The 19,236-nt window shown below is 34.8% G+C and carries 18 protein-coding genes and 1 pseudogene; 8 read left to right on the forward strand and 11 right to left on the reverse strand.

Annotated elements, in window-relative coordinates; all coding sequences use genetic code 11:
- Positions 1-6: 6 nt before the first annotated feature.
- From PK35_RS14810 to PK35_RS14845, 9 genes and pseudogenes are all read right to left on the reverse strand, one after another.
- Positions 7-1,287: an NAD(P)/FAD-dependent oxidoreductase gene (locus tag PK35_RS14810; protein ID WP_044627353.1), complete on the reverse strand. Its 1,281-nt coding sequence runs from the start codon at positions 1,285-1,287 to the stop codon at positions 7-9.
- A gap of 11 nt (positions 1,288-1,298) precedes the next feature.
- Positions 1,299-2,066 carry a tryptophan synthase subunit alpha gene (gene trpA / locus PK35_RS14815; protein ID WP_044627354.1) on the reverse strand — a complete coding sequence of 256 codons (768 nt, stop codon included), beginning with the start codon at positions 2,064-2,066 and terminating at the stop codon, positions 1,299-1,301.
- Positions 2,067-2,108: 42 nt separating this feature from the next.
- Positions 2,109-2,441 (reverse strand): GIY-YIG nuclease family protein, encoded by a 333-nt coding sequence (locus PK35_RS14820; protein ID WP_479687126.1) that lies wholly within the window; start codon positions 2,439-2,441, stop codon positions 2,109-2,111.
- Positions 2,438-3,622 (reverse strand): tryptophan synthase subunit beta, encoded by a 1,185-nt coding sequence (gene trpB / locus PK35_RS17995; RefSeq protein WP_044627441.1) that lies wholly within the window; start codon positions 3,620-3,622, stop codon positions 2,438-2,440. Before trpB ends, PK35_RS14820 begins: the two co-directional genes overlap by 4 nt.
- Positions 3,623-3,658: 36 nt before the next feature.
- Positions 3,659-4,324, reverse strand: a pseudogene (locus tag PK35_RS18000) (phosphoribosylanthranilate isomerase); the annotation flags it as partial.
- Positions 4,325-4,365: 41 nt separating this feature from the next.
- A complete protein-coding gene (gene trpC, locus PK35_RS14830) occupies positions 4,366-5,148 on the reverse strand; it encodes an indole-3-glycerol phosphate synthase TrpC (RefSeq protein ID WP_044627356.1) in 783 nt (260 codons plus the stop codon).
- A gap of 78 nt (positions 5,149-5,226) precedes the next feature.
- Positions 5,227-6,219, reverse strand: coding sequence for an anthranilate phosphoribosyltransferase (trpD, locus tag PK35_RS14835; RefSeq protein WP_044627357.1), 993 nt, complete (start codon positions 6,217-6,219; stop codon positions 5,227-5,229).
- A gap of 92 nt (positions 6,220-6,311) precedes the next feature.
- Positions 6,312-6,878, reverse strand: a complete 567-nt coding sequence (locus PK35_RS14840) for an anthranilate synthase component II (protein WP_044627358.1) — start codon at positions 6,876-6,878, stop codon at positions 6,312-6,314.
- Positions 6,879-7,184: 306 nt separating this feature from the next.
- Entirely contained in the window at positions 7,185-8,591 is a 1,407-nt protein-coding gene (locus PK35_RS14845) for an anthranilate synthase component I family protein (protein WP_044627359.1), read from the reverse strand.
- A gap of 290 nt (positions 8,592-8,881) precedes the next feature.
- Between PK35_RS14845 and PK35_RS14850 the strand changes: the two genes are divergently transcribed.
- The 8 genes from PK35_RS14850 to PK35_RS14885 all read left to right on the forward strand — a co-directional run bounded on the left by PK35_RS14850 (position 8,882) and on the right by PK35_RS14885 (position 16,600).
- Positions 8,882-9,415: a TlpA disulfide reductase family protein gene (locus PK35_RS14850; RefSeq protein ID WP_044627360.1), complete on the forward strand. Its 534-nt coding sequence runs from the start codon at positions 8,882-8,884 to the stop codon at positions 9,413-9,415.
- Between the two features lie 6 nt (positions 9,416-9,421).
- A complete protein-coding gene (locus PK35_RS14855) occupies positions 9,422-10,051 on the forward strand; it encodes a thioredoxin family protein (RefSeq protein ID WP_044627361.1) in 630 nt (209 codons plus the stop codon).
- 108 nt (positions 10,052-10,159) lie between these two features.
- Complete coding sequence (locus PK35_RS14860; protein WP_202903840.1) at positions 10,160-10,474, forward strand: rhodanese-like domain-containing protein; 315 nt, start codon at positions 10,160-10,162, stop codon at positions 10,472-10,474.
- Between the two features lie 226 nt (positions 10,475-10,700).
- The gene (locus PK35_RS14865; protein ID WP_044627363.1) at positions 10,701-10,970 is read left to right on the forward strand and encodes a hypothetical protein; all 270 of its coding nucleotides are present in this window, start codon (positions 10,701-10,703) and stop codon (positions 10,968-10,970) included.
- 104 nt (positions 10,971-11,074) lie between these two features.
- Complete coding sequence (locus tag PK35_RS14870) at positions 11,075-11,956, forward strand: carbohydrate kinase family protein (RefSeq protein WP_044627364.1); 882 nt, start codon at positions 11,075-11,077, stop codon at positions 11,954-11,956.
- A gap of 103 nt (positions 11,957-12,059) precedes the next feature.
- On the forward strand, positions 12,060-12,872 hold the full coding sequence (locus PK35_RS14875; RefSeq protein WP_044627365.1) for an SDR family oxidoreductase: 813 nt from the start codon (positions 12,060-12,062) through the stop codon (positions 12,870-12,872).
- Between the two features lie 19 nt (positions 12,873-12,891).
- On the forward strand, positions 12,892-14,049 hold the full coding sequence (gene uxuA / locus PK35_RS14880) for a mannonate dehydratase (protein WP_044627366.1): 1,158 nt from the start codon (positions 12,892-12,894) through the stop codon (positions 14,047-14,049).
- 157 nt (positions 14,050-14,206) lie between these two features.
- Positions 14,207-16,600: a hypothetical protein gene (locus PK35_RS14885; protein WP_131474420.1), complete on the forward strand. Its 2,394-nt coding sequence runs from the start codon at positions 14,207-14,209 to the stop codon at positions 16,598-16,600.
- 262 nt (positions 16,601-16,862) lie between these two features.
- Here PK35_RS14885 and PK35_RS14890 read toward each other — a convergent pair whose 3' ends face one another.
- Positions 16,863-17,777, reverse strand: coding sequence for a GYDIA family GHMP kinase (locus PK35_RS14890; protein WP_044627368.1), 915 nt, complete (start codon positions 17,775-17,777; stop codon positions 16,863-16,865).
- A gap of 2 nt (positions 17,778-17,779) precedes the next feature.
- Positions 17,780-19,099: a hydroxymethylglutaryl-CoA reductase, degradative gene (locus PK35_RS14895; RefSeq protein ID WP_044627369.1), complete on the reverse strand. Its 1,320-nt coding sequence runs from the start codon at positions 19,097-19,099 to the stop codon at positions 17,780-17,782.
- Positions 19,100-19,236: the final 137 nt, after the last annotated feature.

A 19,236-nucleotide genomic window follows, 5' to 3' on the forward strand; every position in this document is an offset into this window, starting at 1 on the left:
GTTGTTTTACTTTTTAATTTTTACGCGTTTCGATACTGGTTTCATTAAAATACGAAGCGTGCTGTCGTTGTTAAAATAACTAATCATCCAGTTCATAAAAATGAGTAGTTTGTTTTTTACACTTAAAATAAGCATTAGGTGAATAAACATCCAGGTAAACCAAGCAAATCGACCTTGAAAACTAAATTTAGGTAAATCTACAACGGCTTTTCGTTTACCAATGGTTGCCATCGAGCCTTTATCGATATATTCAAATTCTTTTTTAGATTTGTTTTTAGCTGTTAAACTGAAGTTTTTAGCGAGCTGTTTGGCTTGTTGTAACGCTACACCAGCTAGTTGAGGATGCCCATGCGGATAAATTGGTGTTTCCATGTAGGCAATATCACCAAGCGCATAAACATGATCTAAACCATTAATTTTGTTAAACCTATCAACTACTAAACGGTTGCCTCTTGTAAAAGTTTCTTTAGGTAAACCATTAATAATATTTCCAGTTACACCTGCCGCCCAAATTACATTTTTAGAGGTAATGGTTTCACCAGTGTTTAGGGTAACTAATTCGCCATCATAATCTTTTACAAGCGTGTTGGTTTTAACAATCACTCCTAAATCTTCAAGATATTCTTGCGATTTTGTTTGCGAACCAGAACTCATTGGGTTTAAAGTATGCGGCGCACCTTCTAATAAATAAATAGTCAGTTTCGAGAAGTCTTTGTCTGGATAATCTTTGGGTAAAATATATTTTTTCATTTCCGCCAAAGCACCAGCAAGTTCGACTCCTGTAGGACCACCTCCTACGATTACAAAGTTTAGTAAGGTTTGTAGTTGTTCTGGGTTTTTAGTGTGTACAGCATCTTCAAACGTTTGTAGGATTCTGTTGCGTAATTGAATAGCCTCCGGAATGGTTTTCATTGGGTAGGCGTAATCCTCAAGATTGGTGTTATTAAAGTAGTTTGTGGTACAACCAATAGCTATAATAAGATGATCGAAGTTAAAATCGCCAATGGAGGTTGAAATAATCTTATCGGAATGATTAATATTAGTAACTTCGGTTATCCTGATTTTTACATTTTTAGCCTTTTGAAAAACCTTTCTTAACGGAAAAGAGATGCTTGCAGGCTCTAAGCGAGCGGTTGCAACCTGATACATTAAGGGTTGAAACTGGTGGAAGTTATGTTTGTCTATTAATAAAACCTCGTAAGCAGGATGGTTTATTAAATCTTGAGCAATGCGTAGCCCCGCGAATCCAGCACCAACAATAACAATTTTCTGTTTATTTTGTGCCATGATGAAGTGTTTTAATTCAATACAAAGTTCACGAAATCTTTAATGCTTTTAGTGCCTTTTGCTGTTAAATGTTTTATAAAAGCACTACCAATAATGGCACCTTTAGCGTGATTTGTAGCTTGCGTAAAGGTTTCGTTATTATTAATACCAAAACCTACAATTTGTGGGTTCTTTAAGTTGAGATTTGCAATGCGTTCAAAATAGGCTTTTTGGGTATCGCCAAAGCCCGATTGCGAACCCGTAACACTAGCGCTACTTACCATATAAATGAATCCGTTTGAAACAGAATCAATGTAACGGATGCGCTCATCGCTGGTTTGCGGTGTTATTAAAAAGATGTTTGATAAACCATATTTCTCGAAAGTGGCTTGGTATTTTTCATGATACACATCTACAGGTAAATCTGGAATTATGAGTCCGTCGATACCAATTTCTTGACATTTTTTGCAAAAAGCTTCAACACCATACTGAAACATGGGGTTAAAATAGCCCATAATAATTAATGGAATATTTACCGTCTTACGGATATCTTTTAACTGATTGAAAAGCGTTTCGGTGGTCATGCCATTTTTTAAGGCTTTTGTTGAGCTATCTTGAATGGTTGGGCCATCTGCTAATGGGTCGCTAAACGGTAAGCCAATTTCAATCATATCGACGCCGCTAGTTTCTAAATCTTGAATGATAGAAACGGTATCGTTAAGGTTGGGATAACCTGCTGTAAAGTATATAGAAAGTAACTTTTTGTTTTCTTGTAATTTTTGGTTTATTCTTCTGTTCATTGAAAATGAATGTTTTTCATTCCCTCGTAAGAGGGAATCTATTTAAAGGTATTCCGATAGGTCTTTCCAATCAGGATTTAAGCTATTAATTAAACTGATTTTCCAAGCCCTATTCCATTTTTTTATTTGTCGTTCTCTTTTTATGGAGTTGTTAACGTATTTTGTAGTTTCAAAATAAACTAGTTTAGTAACATTGTACTTTCCTGTAAAAGTTTTTGAACTATTGTTTTTATGTTGTTTTAGTCTCAATTTTAACTGCTTCGTTCGTCCTACATACAGAACCGTATGGTTTTTATTAGTTAAAATGTATACATAGTGAACATCCATGGACTTTGAGATTTCCGATTTCTCGGAAATGAAAAAAAAAGCGATTATATTTTAAAATACTCAATATAGTTATTCAAATCTTTATCACCACGCCCCGATAAACTTACCACGACCACATCGGTTGGTTTGAAGGTTTTTTGTTCGAAAATGGCTAATGCGTGCGAGCTCTCGATGGCAGGAATGATGCCTTCTAGCTTACAGAGTTCAAGACCAGCGTTCATAGCTTCGTCGTCGGTAATGGACATGAATTCGGCGCGACCAGTTTTGGCTAAATGGGCATGCATTGGGCCAACTCCAGGATAATCTAAGCCCGCCGAAATGGAGTAGGGCTCGGTTATTTGTCCGTCGTTGGTTTGCATCAATAGCGTTTTACAACCGTGGATGATGCCTTCTTTACCCAATACCGAAGTGGCTGCACTTTCGCCAGAATCGACACCTAAACCTGCGGCTTCAACGGCGATAATATTTACATCTTCGTCGTGTAAATAATGGTAATAGGTTCCTGCCGCATTACTACCGCCACCTATACACGCTACGACATAATCTGGGTTTTCGCGACCTTCGTGCTCTTGTAATTGCCATTTGATTTCTTCGGAAATTACGGCTTGAAAACGCGTTACCATATCTGGATATGGATGCGGACCGATAGCAGAACCGATAATGTAATGCGTGTCTACGGGATTATTAATCCAATCGCGAATGGCTTCGTTTGTAGCATCTTTTAAGGTGCGACTTCCTGATTTTGCAGGCACTACGGTGGCGCCCAACATTTTCATACGTGCTACGTTTGGTGCTTGTCGCGCAATGTCGATTTCGCCCATGTACACAATACATTCTAATCCCATTAAGGCACAAACTGTAGCTGTGGCAACTCCGTGTTGTCCTGCGCCAGTTTCGGCAATAATACGATGTTTGCCAAGGCGTTTTGCCATTAAAATTTGACCGATGGTATTGTTGATTTTATGCGCGCCTGTGTGATTTAAATCTTCGCGCTTTAAATAAATTTTAGTGTTGTATTTTTCTGAAAGACGCTTCGCGAAATACAACGGTGATGGACGCCCAACATAATCTTTTAAAAGTTGATTGAACTCTTCTTTAAACGAAGGTTCGTTCATAACTTCTAGATATTTTTGGCGTAATTCTTCAACGTTTGGATAGAGCATTTCTGGAATGTATGCACCACCAAATTCGCCATAATAGCCTTTTTCATCTACATTATAAAAGTTCATATTTTTATTATTCAAATGATTTTTGAAAGCTTTTAAAGCCGAGACTTTTTTAAGTCCGGGTTCTACTTCAAATTTACTATTTATATCGATAGCATAACAGTATTTTGAGGCTTCACTTGCCTTAAATGTTTTAATAGCATCGACATCGCTAAGTCCAATTCCGCCACTTAAAAAGAAGGGTTTTGTTGATGGATACGCGTTAAGTAAGCTCCAATCGAATTTATAACCGTTGCCACCAGGAAGTTTACCCTTGGTGTCGAAAAGAAAGTAATTACAAACCACTTCGTACGGCTCAATTTCATTGAAATTAAAGGTGTCGTTAACAGAAAAGACTTTTATTATTTCAACGTTGTTAGTTGTGAATAATTTAGTCGATTTTAGAATACTGCAATAGTACGGCGATTCATGACCGTGAAGCTGAACGGCTTGTAAGTTATAATCGGTTACCGTTTTTATTATGGTGCTAATTTCGGCGTTAACAAAAACACCTGTTTTCTTAATGCCTTCTGGTATGTTAGGAATGCTTTTTGCTTCGTAATTTCGTGGTGTTTTGTCGTAAAATATAAACCCAAGATAATCGGGTTGCAATGCAGCAACTTGCTCGATGTTCTCTTGGTGTTTCATACCGCATATTTTAAGCTTAATCGAAGAGCTGTCGATTGTTTCGGGAGCTTGTTGCATTGTATTTGAAGTGTCTTTCATTTACTGTGTGTTTAAATATAAGATCAGCTTTTCTGGACGAGTTAACTTAGACTTTTTATAAATTCCGTTGCACTTGATCCAGGATTATCGGTTTTCATAAAGTTTTCACCAATTAAAAAGCCTTGATAGCCGTAAGGTTGTAATTCTTTAATGGCTGCTATGTTGCTAATGCCACTTTCTGATACTTTTACAAAATCGTCTGGAATTATTGTGCTTAAGGATTTACTGGTTTCTAGGCTAACTTCAAAGGTTTTTAAATTGCGGTTGTTTACACCGAGCATATCCAAACTTGGCATGATGGATTTGTGCAATTCGTCTTCGTTGTGAACTTCTAATAGCACATCTAAATTTAAGCTTTTAGCAAACTCTGAGAATTGTTTTATTTCTTCTCGGGTTAGAATGGCTGCAATGAGTAATATCACATCGGCACCGTATGCTTTGGCTTCTAAAATTTGGTATTCGTCAATGATGAATTCTTTACGAAGTAATGGTAAATTACAACTTGCTCTGGCGGTTAATAAATCGTCCAAAGAACCACCAAAGTATTTGCCGTCTGTTAATACCGACATGCCGCAAACGCCTGCATTTTCGTAACCTGTAGCGACATCTTGAACGTTTAAACCGTTGTTTATGACAGATTTTGATGGCGAACGACGTTTGTGTTCGGCAATTATTCCTGATTTGATGTTTCTTAAATTGTTAGCTAAAGAGGTGGTGTTTCTCGAAAATAAAACGGATTGTTCTAGTTGCGAGGTTGGTATTAAGGATTTTCTTAATGCTACTTCTTTGCGTTTATCAATTACTATTTTGTCTAGTATATTCATTATATCAGTCTCAGTTGTCAGTCTCAGTAATCAGTTAAGTGGCGTTCTGCCTACTGTAAATGTTAACTGAGACTAAATTTATTTACTCAATTCAATCAATTTATCTAAACTTTGTTTTGCTTTCCCCGAGAATAAGGATTCTTTGGCTTTTTCAAAACCTGCTTGATGTGATATTTGTTCGGAGGTTGCAATGGCTAATCCTGCATTGGCGCAAACCACGTTATTTTGTGCTTCGGTGCCGTTTCCTGAAATAATATCTACAAATATTTTTGCGGCATCGGCAATGGTATCGCCACCGTAAATGGCTTCTTGTGTTATGGTTTTTAATCCTAAATCTTCGGGTGAAAATAGTTTTTCGGTGTGGTTTGAAACGATTTTTGCTTTTCCTGTTAGCGATATTTCATCGTAACCATCAAGGGCGAAAACGATGTTGTAATTTTTATCGGTATTTTGATATAAAAAGCTATATAAACGTAATACTTCTAAATTAAAAACACCTAAAACTTGATTTTTTGGAAACGACGGATTTACCATAGGACCCAACATATTAAAAAAGGTTTTTACACCTAATTCACGACGAATTGGCGCTACATTTTTCATGGCTGGATGAAATAACGGCGCATGTAAAATACAAATACCTGCTTGATCGACACAGCGTTTAAGGAAATCTTCGTCATTAGAAAACTTTACACCCAAATGTTCCATAACATTTGATGAACCTGAAGTTGATGATACGCCGTAATTACCGTGCTTTGATACGTTTACACCTGCGCCAGCAGTAATAAATGATGATAATGTTGAAATATTAAACGTGTTTTTGCCGTCGCCACCAGTTCCAACAATATCAATGGCGTTAAAATCGCTTAAGTTAATAGGAACACAAAGCTCAAGTAGTGCTTCTCTAAAACCTAATAGCTCATCGATTGTGATACTGCGCATCATGTACACCGATAAAAAGCAAGCAATTTGGCTTTGGTTGTACATATCGTTTGATATGTTTACAATGATTTGTTTTGCCTCTTGTGTGGTAAGGGTTTCGTGGTTTATAAGTCTGTTTAGTGTGTCTTTCATGGCCTCTCCCTAACCCTCTCCAAAGGAGAGGGAATATGTTCTAAATTATTTATAATGTTTAGTAAGTCCCCTTTGGGGATTTAGGGGCTTTTCTAATGCTTCACCCAATTCTCTAAAATCTTTTTTCCGCCTGGTGTTAAAACCGATTCGGGATGGTATTGTACACCGCGTACATCGTATGTTTTATGGCGTAAGGACATAATTTGTCCGTTTTCGTCAAACGAAGTGGCTTCTAAAGTTTCGGGTAAATTGGCGTTTACAACCCATGAGTGATAACGGCCAACTTCAATATTTTTATCTAATCCATTAAAAATGTATTCGTCGTCTACACTTAGTGTTACGTTTGTTGCAACGCCGTGGTACACATCATCTAAATTTTTAAGCGAACCACCAAAAACTTCACCTATGGCTTGTTGCCCTAAGCACACGCCCAAAATACTTTTTGTGGCAGCGTATTTTTCAATAATAGCTTTTAGTAAACCTGCCTCATCTGGAATACCAGGACCTGGCGACAGTACAATTTTATCGAATGGTTCAACATCTTCAAGTTGTAATTTGTCGTTTCTAACAACGGTAACTTCACAGTTTAAATCTTCTAAATAATGTACAAGATTATAAGTGAAACTGTCGTAATTGTCTATTACTAATACTTTTTTCATAGTTGCTATCCTGAACTTGATTCAGGATCTTATTTAAATTATCTTTTACTATTCTAAGTTCATTTTGTCTTGATACAAAACCCTTCGACTGCGCTCAGGATAGACCAAGCCAAAAATCAAATCAATCTAAGGAAATTCCTTCGGAACGTTCGCTTTGAAAACTTCATGCTTGAAGCTGTGCTTCGCAATTCCGTTTTTCGCTCTCTATTTCTGTAGATTGAACTTTCGACTGTGTCGAAATTAGGGACTTGCTTTTTTCCTGCTTTTATTTCTTGTTCTATTCTAAAATTTCAATCTATCTAACATCTAAATTTCTTCTGCCAACTTTATCGCTTTGTTTAGGGCGCCGAGTTTGTTGTAAACTTCTTGGGTTTCGCTGTTTTCGTTCGATTTAGAAACCATACCCGCACCAGCTTGCCAATTCAGTTTGTAATCTTTACTTAAAAAGGTACGAATCATGATAGCGTGATTAAAATTGCCATTAAAATCCATAAAACCTATAGCGCCACCATAATACCCGCGACTTGTTTTTTCGTATTTTTCAATTAACTGCATTGCCATGTGTTTTGGTGCACCACTTAGTGTGCCTGCTGGAAATGTGTCGGCAACAACTTGCATGGTTGAGGTGCTTTTATGTTTTTGACCAACCACTTTACTTACCAAGTGAATAACATGCGAGAAAAACTGAACTTCGCGGTAAGTTTCAACGTTTACGCTATTACCGTGTCGGCTTAAATCGTTTCTTGCTAAATCGACAAGCATGACGTGTTCGGCATTTTCTTTATCGTCGTTTTTTAGTTTTTCGGCTAAAATTTCATCTTGCTCGTAATCGCCAGTTCTTTTGTAGGTTCCAGCAATGGGGTGAATTTCGGCTGCGCCATCACTAACAATAAGTTGCGCTTCGGGCGAACTACCAAATATTTTGAAATCGCCATAATCGAAATAAAATAAATAGGGCGACGGATTTATACTTCGTAAGGCGCGGTATACATTAAAATCATCACCTGTAAACTCTTGAGAGAAACGGCGTGATAATACCAGTTGAAACACATCACCGCGTTGACAGTGTTTCTTTGCTAGTTTTACGTGTTCTTTAAATTCATCGTCGGTTAAATTAGATTCAATGTCATTTTTTACATTAAAATTGAATGATGCAAAATTTTGAACATTAATAAGTTGATCGATTTCATGAATGTTATTATCCATGTTTTCATAACAATGCGCAAAAATATAAGCTTCATTTTTAAAATGATTTATGGCTATAATATTCTTGTAAACTGCATAATACACATCTGGAATAGTTACAGAGTTTTCTTTTTTGCCAATCTCAATATCTTCAAAATAACGTACAGCATCGTAAGCGGTGTAACCAAAAATACCGTTATTTATAAATTGAAAATCTTCATCGGTTTCAACATCAAAAAGCTGTGTGAAATTATAAATCTCATCAACTACATTAACATCTTCCGTAATGTTTAAACTCGTATTACTTCCGTCAGGGAAAGTTTGAGAAATTACTTCGTTTTCAATTTTTATCGAGGCAATTGGGTTAAAACATATATACGAAAAGTTCTTGTGATTACGGTGATAATCGCCACTTTCTAACAAAATACTGTTGGGGTATTTGTCGCGTATTTTATAGTAAACAGTAACAGGAGTTATGGTATCTGTTAATATTTTTTTGTAATGTGTATGTAATCTATGTTGTTTCATTTAGTTTAAATTTTTATTCTAAAAAATGAATTAGAACAAAGAAAAAAGGCCTGTCGTGAATGACAAGCCTTGATTTATATTTTAATTAAATATACAAAGTAATTGCTTCACGAACGTTAGTTACGTAAACACCACCACCAAATATTATTTAATAAATTATTCATTTTGTTACTTTTGATGCATCAAATATAAAAACGAAAAAAATATTACCCAAAAGTTTAAAACATTTTTTAATTAAAAGTTTGTTAAACTATTATAAAAACAGATTTCAGTTAATTATTTTTAAGGTTATGAAACTAAAACTTATTTTTATTGTATTTTTTGCATTAGCTAGTTGTAAGCAGGAAAGTAAAAAGGAAACCAATGTTAAAGAAATTTCTAAAGCTAAAGCGATAAAAACTAACAATGCACTTGAAATTTACGATTTCAATGGTATCGAGCCATTTTTAAATATAAAGGACAATAAAACGTATGTGGTTAATTTTTGGGCAACATGGTGTGGGCCTTGTGTAAAAGAATTACCTCATTTTGAAGAACTTTATAAAAATTATAGAGATAAGAATGTAGAAGTTTTGTTAGTAAGTTTAGATTTTCCACACCAATACGATACAAAATTGAAGCCTTTTATTAAGGAACGTAAATTACAATCGAAAGTTTTGGTTTTAGACGATCCTGATATGAACACATGGATTCCTAAAGTAGACGAAAACTGGTCGGGCTCAATACCTGCTACAATAATTTACAATAAAAATGAACGCACTTTTTTTGAACAATCATTCACATATGAAGAATTAGAAGAACAACTACAACAATTTTTAAATTAAAACAAAATGAAAAAAACAACCACATTAATAGTCGCGGGATGTTTGGTGTTATTAGTTAGCGCCTTTGCCGTAAAAAAAATAGCCACTGCTGAAGGTTACAAAATTGGTGATATTGCCGAAAATTTTACTTTAAAAAACATTGATGGTAAAATGGTGTCTTTATCAGATTACGAAAATGAAAAAGGCGTTATTGTAACTTTTACATGCAATACATGTCCGTATGCTGTGGCCTATGAAGATAGAATTGTAGCTTTAGATAAAAAGTACGCGAAGCAAGGGTATCCAGTATTAGCTATTATGCCAAATGATACAAGTATAAAGCCGGATGATGATTTGAACGCAATGAAAAAAAGAGCCGATGAAAAAGGCTTTACTTTTCCTTATTTAATTGATGAAAAACAGGACGTTTTTCCAAAATTTGGAGCCACAAAAACGCCTCATATTTTTATTTTAGATAGAACTGAAGTTGGCTTTGTAGTATCATACATTGGTGCTATAGATAATAATTACAAAAGTGCAGAAGCGGTAACAACAAAATATGTTGAAAATGCGGTTGATGCGCTAATAAAAGGAGAAGAAATAATAGAAAAAGAAACCAAAGCTATTGGTTGCTCTATTAAAGTAGCGAAAAACTAAACACCCATTATTAGTTACTCAAAAATTAAAAATCTGAACATTTCATGCTTCAGATTTTTTTCATTATACAGCTTTTAATAATATTGTAATATAAATGTAATTAAAATTATGGAAGATTTATCGCAAGACGAATGGCAAGAACAATTAGTGGACGATGCTAATGCCGTAATATTAGATGTAAGAACTGATGCCGAGGTAGCCGATGGCATTATTCCTAACGCTATACATATTGATATTTATAAAGGGCAAGAATTTATAAACGAAATAGAAAAACTCGATAAAAGTAAAAACTATTACGTGTATTGTCGTTCTGGAAATAGGAGCGGGCAAGCCTGCAAAATTATGGATGAGTTAGGTTTTGAAAACGCTTATAACTTAGAAGGCGGTATGCTGCAATGGACGGGTGATGTTGTAGATAAATAAAGACAAGAAAAACTTTTAATATTTAAGAATCTTTGGAGAATAATTAATTTAATTTCCAAAGATTTTTTGTTAAAACTAATTTCATCTTCTTTTTTAGTACTTTAACTTGTTTATTTTATTATAAACTTCAGTTTGTATAGTTTTGTATAAGAACTGTGTTATTAAATATCGATTACACAAATTTTTAGCAAAAAAATATTAATTCATTAATCCCCTCCTTTAAGTCATGGAAAATGGTTACGTAATTTTAGGTATTGTAGCTTTATTGTTTTTGAGTATGTATGGCTACTCGTATTGGTCTGTTTTTAAAGAGAAAATCATTCAAAAGAGAGCACACGAAGAACAATTAAAAAAGCAAGAAATTAGGCGTCAACGTCGTCTAAAAAATCAAGCTTTAATTGACGCTAAAGTTAATGCTTTTAATAAACGTAAAGCCGAAATTAAGCATGAATTAAGTATGCTTAACCGCCTTAAAGAGCAACAAAAAGTTAGTTAATACTTCGTAATTTATATAATTTAAAGCCCATATTTTTATGGGCTTTTCTTTTTTTGTTAACTTCACAAATCAATCTTAATATTTTATAATAAAAACAAATTTATATGGCAAACATCGTTTGTTTTGGAGAAGTGTTGTGGGATGTTTTTCCTACGCATAAAAAAATTGGGGGAGCGCCTTTAAATGTGGCGTTACGACTAAATGCTTTCGGTAACTTGGTTAATATGATAAGTAGTGTTGGGAACGATAGCGATGGCAAACAAATAATAGATTATATTGAGGCTTCTGGTATTACCTCCAATTATATTCAAATTTCAGATGTTTACAAAACAAGCCATGTAAATGTTGTATTAAATGCCCAAGGAGCGGCAAGTTATACCATAGATTTTCCGTGCGCTTGGGATGACATCAGTTTAAATAATGATGCCGTTGAAACAGTAAAATTGGCCGATGCATTTATTTTTGGAAGTTTAGTTACTCGAAATGATACATCCTATAAAACCTTAAATAACTTGCTTAAATATGCTAAATTTAAAGTGTTCGATGTTAATTTAAGACCACCACATTATACTATGACGCTTTTATTAGAGCTTATGGAAAAGGCCGATTTTATTAAATTTAACGATGAAGAGTTGCAAGAAATTTGTGAGTACTTTGGTTTTAAATCTTCAAATTTAGAAGCCCAAATAGCATTTATTACTAAAAAAACTAATACGTCTACAGTTTGTGTAACATTGGGAGGTGAAGGCGCTATCTATTTTGTTAATAATAAGTTTTACCGAAGTTTAGGGTATAAGGTAACGGTGCAGGATACCGTTGGTGCAGGCGATTCATTTTTAGCAACACTAATAAACGAAATACTTAACAACACAGCTCCTTTAAGTGCTATTAATAAAGCTTGTGCAGTAGGTGCTTTAGTGGCTTCAAAAGATGGTGCTAACCCTAAAATTACTTCAGCAGATATTGAATATTTAATGCGTAATTAAAAAAAGGAATAAAGGAATACAGTAATATTTTGTATTTCTATTTTTTATTAAAATTAAATGCAAGATATTAGTACAATAAAAATAATAAGACATAAAAACTAAAATGAGTTTATTTAATTTAAATAATAAAGTAGCCTTAGTTACCGGAGGTGGTGGCGTTTTAGGAGGTAGTATGGCCGAATATTTATTACAACAAGGTGCCACCGTAATAATATTGCATTATAAGGAGCAAACTGTAACAGAAACTGTTGAACGCATGTCTGCAATTAGCACTAAAGTTGATGGTTTTGTATGTAATGTGGTCGAGAAAGAGAGCATGCAAACAACAGCCGATGCTATTGTTGAAAAATATGGGCAGATTGATATCCTTATAAACGCAGCAGGAGGTAATATGCCAGGAGCAACCATTGGACCAGATCAATCGTTTTTCGATATCGATATGGGCGATTTTAAAAAGGTGGTCGATTTAAATCTTTTTGGCAGCATTATCCCATCTATTGTTTTTGGTAAACAAATGGCTAAACAGAAAAAGGGTGTTATTATAAATATATCTTCAATGGCTTCAGAAAGAGCTATTACGCGAGTAGCAGGTTATTCTGCATCAAAAGCAGCAATCGATAATTACACCAAATGGTTATCGGTAGAGTTAGCTTTAAAATATGGTGACGGACTTCGGGTTAATGCCATAGCGCCTGGATTCTTTATTGGAAATCAGAATAGAAGATTACTTTTAAACGATGATGGAAGCTATACCACTAGAGGAAATACCATAATTAATAATACGCCTATGAAGCGTTTTGGTGATGCCGATGAGCTTCATGGTGCTTTACACTATTTATGTAGTGATGCATCAAAATTTGTAACAGGTATTACCATTCCTGTTGATGGCGGATTTAGTGCGTTTAGCGGCGTTTAATGCAACTTAAAAATTAAAAATGAAAGAAACATTTAGATGGTTTGGTGTTACCGATCCAGTAAAATTAGCACACATAAAACAAGCTGGTGCAACAGGTGTTGTTACCGCATTACATCACATCGCTAACGGCGAAGTATGGGAAGTTGAAGAAATAAATAAAGTTAAAACCGAAATCGAATCTTACGGTTTAGAGTGGACGTTTATTGAAAGTATTCCAATTCACGAAAATATAAAATTACGCATTGGCGATTATAAGCAGCGCATCGAGAATTATAAACGAAGCTTAAAAAACGTTGCCGCCTGTGGTATAAAAAACGTGTGCTATAATTTTATGCCAGTTTTAGATTGGACTAGAACGCAACTGTTTTGGAAGCTCGAAGACGGTAGTACAGCTTTGCGTTTTGATAAGGTAGAAATGGCCGTGTTTGAAAAGTTTATTATGCAACGTGAAGGTGTTGAAAACGATTATACAACTGAAGTTTTAAAACAAGCCGAAAACGCTTTTAATAATATGTCGGCAGCAGAAAAACAACAGTTAGAAGATAATGTTTTAAAAGGCTTACCTGGTACGGTTGATGATTTAACAATTCCTGTGTTTAAAGATATGATTGCGCAATACGACAATTTAACGCATGCCGATTTAAAAGCGAACTTATCCTATTTTTTAAATGAAGTGATTCCTGTTTGTGAAGCTCATGGTATTGTTATGGCTATTCATCCAGATGATCCACCAATGGATATTATGGGCTTACCAAGAATTATAAAATCTGAAGCCGATTTAGATGATTTAGTAAGTTTTGTTGATAGTCCAGCAAATGGTATCACATTTTGTACAGGCTCGTTAGGAGCAAATCCAGATAACGATTTACCAAAAATGATTAGAAAATTTGGTGATCGCATTCACTTTTTACATTTGCGTAACGTTAAACGCGAAGTTAATGGCAGTTTTTATGAAGATAACCACCTTGAAGGATCAACAGATATGTACGAGGTAGTAAAGGCTGTTGTTGAGGTAGAAAAACAGCGTAATGTGCAATTGCCAATGCGACCAGATCACGGCCATCAAATGTTAAACGATTTAAATGATAACAACGCTTATGCAGGTTATACAGCTATTGGTAGACTTCGTGGGCTAGCAGAAATTCGTGGTTTGGCTTTAGGGGTTTCTAGGAGTTAAATTACACTTTAAATAGAAGTTATTTAGAACATGTAATCTTTTGTTTTTTGAATTATGAAAAGAACCGAACTGACTGATAATTAGGATTGATTTTTAGATTTTAGTTTCTTTTTTTACCTTACTTGATGTTTCATACCTTTAACTTTATTGTTATAAAATGCCAAAGAAACTAAATAAGAAAATGCCATTCTGGTTTTGCTGTTTATTGCTTATAGTATGGGGTAGTACTGCACAAAATAAAAGCATCAATACCATTGAAAACGTTTACCTGCATACCGACCGCTCTACGTATTTTTTAGGAGAAGATTTATGGTACAAGGCTTACAATGTAAATGCTTTTACAGGTTTGTTAACAGACCTCAGTAATGTGTTGTATGTAGAATTGATTTCTTCAGATTCCAAAATAATTTCAAGGCAAAAAATAAAGTTGGAAATGGGGTTGGGCCATGGCGATTTAAAGTTGACCGATTCCGTCGGTGTAAAATCGGGACACTATCAATTACGAGCCTATACGAATTGGAATAGGAATTTTGGAGACGACTTTATATTTACAAAAAACATCGAGATAATCGATGTGTTCAAATCGCATTTTGGTTCTGAAACGGAAGAAAATTCAAATACTGAAGTACCAAAAGCTTCAGAGCAAATTAATAATACATTTAAAATTGAGTTTTTCCCAGAAGGCGGTTCGTTGTTAAAAAATGTAGCGAGTGTTGTGGGGTTTAAGGCAGTTGATTTAATTGGTAACCCGATAGAAGTTAGCGGCGATATTTTTGATGCCAATAATCTGAAAATTGCATCTTTTTCAAGCGAACACGATGGCATGGGCAAGTTTCAAATACTACCATTACAAAATCAACCATACTACGCTATTGCAAGAATAAATACAGGCGATGAACTGTTGCAAGAGTTACCAGAGGTACTTACGGAAGGGTATAAAATCAGCTATAAAAATTTTAAAGGTCGAAATATAATTGCTGTTAGTACTAACCAAGAAACATTGGGTAAAAACCCAAATAAAAATGTAAAAGTAGTATGTAAATTAAAAGGTGTTTCGTACTTGGAAATTGCAAAAAAAGTAAATACTACCACAGCGTTAATTGAGTTGCCAGAAGATAAACTAAAAGCAGGCATCAATCAAATTACGTTGTACGATAGCGACTCCAAACCGCAAAGCGAACGTTTAGTGTATTTTGAAAAAGCAAACGATTTGAATGTAACTCTTGAAACCAATAAACAGAGCTACGAGCCCAATGAAAATGTAATAATAAATGTGTCCTCAAAGCAAAAAACGGGCAAACCCCAATCGGCAAGTTTTTCATTAAGCGTTACAGATATGAATGGAGAAGATGCCGAACAAAATTACAGCTCAAACATTTGTTCATATTATTTAATGGAATCCGATGTTCGAGGCGAAATACACCAGCCTAACTATTATTTCAATCCTAAAAACCCCAAACGATTAACGCATTTAGATAATTTACTGTTAACCCAGGGTTGGCGCGATTTTTTATGGAAATCGCAACCTAAGATTAACGACACTTTAGGGTACAAAGTTGAAAAAGGTATCACCATTTCGGGTAGGGTAGAACAGTTGTTTAGTAAAAACCCTATGGTAAACAATAATGTTACCTTAGGTTTAATAAATAAGAATGGTTTTAATGCGTTTAATACTACCACAGATTCTCTAGGCGAGTTTAAGTTTGAAAAATTAATATTTTCGAGCAAAACAGATGTGTTTTTAAGCACTAACAATCAAAAGGGAAAGCAAAAAGGCTTCTTGTATCTTAATAAAGAGGAGAAACCCTTGCAAGTTACATTTAAACTACCAGAATTAAATCCGTTAGAATCAACAACAGTCATAAATTATATGTATGGCAAATATATGGCTTTGGGTGTACCACCTGAAAATATTTTGGATGAGGTTGAAATAACAGCAAGTAAACGAGACGATTTAGATTTTTTTTATGGAGCGGCCGATTATAAATACGTTCCAGATGTAGCAGATAAAAATCTATATTCAATTAGTGATATATTGGATAATGTTCCTGGGGTTTCTAATGGAAAAATTACTGGAGAGAATAAGCCTCCTATGTTTTTGATTGACACTTATGAAGGTGATGCTGCTTTTGTTTTGCCAAGTGAGGTTGAGCGAATAGAAGTGATTCGGCCCTCGGAAATGCTAATAGCGATTTATGGAGAAGAAGCATCACATGGTATTATTTCAATTATTACAAATGGTAAAAGTAGAAGCAATCAACCTAAAAAAGATTCTGTTCATTCTTTAAAACGGCAAATAGAAGGTTTTTACGAAGCCCGTAAATTTTACGAATCAACCAATAAAAATAGTTCAGAAGAAGATAATAAATTATTTGAAGCCAGAAATACCATTTATTGGAATCCGTATGTTCATCCAGATAAATTAGGTAAAGCCTCTGTAAATTATCATAACACAAATACAAAAACTAAAGTAAAAGTACAGCTAGAAGGTATAACAAGTAGCGGTATTCCTGTAGTTAAAAAAGTGTATTACAATATTGTTGAAGATTAGTTTTAAAACCTGAGTTTTATTTAAAGTGTTTGATAGTTAGTGTTTTAGTAAGTGTTGTGGAACGAATTATATCATTTTCAAAGAGGTGCTCCTGAAAAATCTCATGATGTCATTCAGAAGGAGGTAGGACTGAAGAATCTCTAATAGTGAGATTTCTTAGAACCTGTAATAGCCATTATAATTCATATTATCGACATGTCAAGTTGCTAAATTTTAAATGCTTTTTATTTTTTGAAAATTGAATTATTAACCGAACACAGGTTTACAAAACCATATCACAATAAGGAATTACCGTTTCGTAACCTTTTGCTTCAAAATATTCGGTAGGATTTTCTTTTGATACCGCTAAAACAAAATCGCCGCCCCATGCTCCAAGACTTTTTACGCTACCAATAAAATCTTTAAACAGAAGGGTTTTAACAGGTGTTTGGTTAGTAAGTTTAGCAATTATAGTTTCGTGTTGCTCAATTAAATCTTCAAAATCGGCAACGTTAGTACAATTTGCCATGTTCCTAATTATGGAGTTAATTTCAGGAATGTTTAAGTTCGATTTGTTGGCGTTGTAGGTGGCAATGCCAATTCTACTATTCATTTTTTTGTTTAAATACACAAAATACAACTGCGATTTAAACTCTGGATTAAACGTTATCCTGTTCACGCTAACCGCATCTTTAATTTTTTGATAAATAATAGGAGTGTCGTGTTGCGCACAAGCAATATCGTAGCCACTGCCACCGAAGGTATGGTTGAGTAATTTATAGGCATCCACTTCTGCCCATTGCGCGATATTATTTATCAAGGTTGATGAGGTGCCTAAACCCCAATGTCTTGGGAATGTAAGCTTGTTAATTACCTTAAAACCTCTAGCATCATTTAAAAAATCTGGATTTAATGTTTTCGCGGCTTTCAAAATTTGAATAACTCGTTTGGTAACTTCCTCTTGAGCTATTGAAGTATTTACGATGGATTGAATCGCGCCATCAACTACATTAAATGTGGCTTCAAACCAAATATTTTCTTGCTCATCAAAACTTTGCCAAATAATAACTGGTTCAGTAAGGGGCTCTACCGTTAAATGCTGACCGTATGTTGTAGGAACAGCGAAAGCTAAAGCCTCATCAAGAACCACATACTCACCTGCAATAAAAAGTTTCCCGTTGCTGTAAAATTGTTTCATAATTAAGCGTTAGAACGTAGATTTTCTATAGCAGAAACAACGGCGCTGTGCGACACGGTGTGTTTCTCGAAATGTTTGGTTAAAGTAGCTTTTTCGGCATCGGTAGCTTCAAACTGGTTTAAAATATTCATCAGGTGCATTTTCATGTGGCCTTGCTGAATACCAGTAGTTGTAAGCGAGCGTAAGGCAGCAAAGTTTTGGGCTAAACCAGCAACAGCAACGATTTGCATTAATTCTTTTGCCGATGGATTATTAAGCATTTCTAAGGCTAATTTTACTAATGGATGTAAACCTGTTAATCCGCCAACGGTTCCTAAAGCAAGCGGAATTTCCATCCAAAATGTAAATACATCATCTTCAATTTTGGCATGCGATAAACTACTATACGATCCATTTTTAGCAGCGTAAGCATGTACGCCAGCTTCAATGGCTCTAAAGTCGTTTCCTGTGGCCAACACGACAGCATCAATACCGTTCATAATCCCTTTATTGTGTGTTACGGCGCGGTACGGTTCTATTTCGGCAATCTTAACTGCTTGCACAAATTTTTCAGCGAAAGCTTTACCATTTATGTTTTTTTCGGTTAAATCGTCTACTTTACAGCTAACTTCGGCACGCACTACACAATCGGGAACGTAGTTTGAAAGTATGCTCATCACCACTTCAATATGCTTCTCTTTTTCGGTAAACGCTTCGTAGTTTAAAGCTTCGGCTTTTAAGGTTTTGGCGAACTGCTCTAAACACGAATTTATAAAGTTAGCACCCATAGCATCTAGGGTTTCAAACTTTACATGTAGTTGGTAGTAGTTTTGTAAATCTTCAGTTTTATTACGTAATTCAATATCCAAAATACCGCCACCACGCTTTTCCATGTTTTGAGTTATGCTTTTGGCATCGGTAAGAAATTTGTCTTTTATCGTTTCAAAAAAAGCATGTAAAACTTTAAAATCACCTTGAAATAAAAAGTGAACCTGACCTATTTTTGTAGTAGAAATGACTTCGGTTTTAAATCCGCCACGATCCATCCAAAATTTAGCTGCTTTACTTGCTGCAGCTACCACCGAGCTTTCCTCAATGGCCATGGGTATGGTGTAAAGGGTGTTGTTTATTAAAAAGTTCGGTGCCACACCAAGCGGTAAATAATAGTTGGTTATGGTGTTTTCAATAAATTCGTCGTGTAATTGCTGTAGTTTTTCGTCGCTGTTCCAATATTGTTTTATTACTTGTTTGGCATTGTTGGTATTGGAAAAATAAGTGTTAACAATCCAATCAATTTTTTGCGATTTTGACAGTTTGGAAAAACCAGAAATAGATTTATTCATAAGGTATTAAGTTGCAGCGCAAAGATAGTATTCTTCGTTTAGTTTTAATTATTTAAATTATGAAGCCTCTTATTAAAGTGTTAATGTTAACGGTTTTTTGCATAATTTTTAGTAAACTTGACCGCATTTTGAAAAAT

The sequence above is a fragment of the Neotamlana nanhaiensis genome (assembly GCF_000943555.1).
In the GTDB taxonomy this organism is placed as follows: domain Bacteria; phylum Bacteroidota; class Bacteroidia; order Flavobacteriales; family Flavobacteriaceae; genus Neotamlana; species Neotamlana nanhaiensis.

What these genes read in the sequence shown, in the direction of transcription:
- uxuA (WP_044627366.1), top strand. Translation starts at nt 12,892, where the DNA reads ATGAAAGAAACATTTAGATGGTTTGGTGTTACCGATCCAGTAAAATTA.
- PK35_RS14810 (WP_044627353.1), bottom strand. Translation starts at nt 1,287, where the DNA reads ATGGCACAAAATAAACAGAAAATTGTTATTGTTGGTGCTGGATTCGCG.
- PK35_RS14885 (WP_131474420.1), top strand. Translation starts at nt 14,207, where the DNA reads ATGCCAAAGAAACTAAATAAGAAAATGCCATTCTGGTTTTGCTGTTTA.
- trpA (WP_044627354.1), bottom strand. Translation starts at nt 2,066, where the DNA reads ATGAACAGAAGAATAAACCAAAAATTACAAGAAAACAAAAAGTTACTT.
- PK35_RS14890 (WP_044627368.1), bottom strand. Translation starts at nt 17,777, where the DNA reads ATGAAACAATTTTACAGCAACGGGAAACTTTTTATTGCAGGTGAGTAT.
- PK35_RS14860 (WP_202903840.1), top strand. Translation starts at nt 10,160, where the DNA reads ATGGAAGATTTATCGCAAGACGAATGGCAAGAACAATTAGTGGACGAT.
- trpC (WP_044627356.1), bottom strand. Translation starts at nt 5,148, where the DNA reads ATGAATATACTAGACAAAATAGTAATTGATAAACGCAAAGAAGTAGCA.
- trpD (WP_044627357.1), bottom strand. Translation starts at nt 6,219, where the DNA reads ATGAAAGACACACTAAACAGACTTATAAACCACGAAACCCTTACCACA.
- PK35_RS14855 (WP_044627361.1), top strand. Translation starts at nt 9,422, where the DNA reads ATGAAAAAAACAACCACATTAATAGTCGCGGGATGTTTGGTGTTATTA.
- PK35_RS14865 (WP_044627363.1), top strand. Translation starts at nt 10,701, where the DNA reads ATGGAAAATGGTTACGTAATTTTAGGTATTGTAGCTTTATTGTTTTTG.
- PK35_RS14875 (WP_044627365.1), top strand. Translation starts at nt 12,060, where the DNA reads ATGAGTTTATTTAATTTAAATAATAAAGTAGCCTTAGTTACCGGAGGT.
- PK35_RS14840 (WP_044627358.1), bottom strand. Translation starts at nt 6,878, where the DNA reads ATGAAAAAAGTATTAGTAATAGACAATTACGACAGTTTCACTTATAAT.
- PK35_RS14895 (WP_044627369.1), bottom strand. Translation starts at nt 19,099, where the DNA reads ATGAATAAATCTATTTCTGGTTTTTCCAAACTGTCAAAATCGCAAAAA.
- PK35_RS14850 (WP_044627360.1), top strand. Translation starts at nt 8,882, where the DNA reads ATGAAACTAAAACTTATTTTTATTGTATTTTTTGCATTAGCTAGTTGT.
- trpB (WP_044627441.1), bottom strand. Translation starts at nt 3,622, where the DNA reads ATGAACTTTTATAATGTAGATGAAAAAGGCTATTATGGCGAATTTGGT.
- PK35_RS14870 (WP_044627364.1), top strand. Translation starts at nt 11,075, where the DNA reads ATGGCAAACATCGTTTGTTTTGGAGAAGTGTTGTGGGATGTTTTTCCT.
- PK35_RS14845 (WP_044627359.1), bottom strand. Translation starts at nt 8,591, where the DNA reads ATGAAACAACATAGATTACATACACATTACAAAAAAATATTAACAGAT.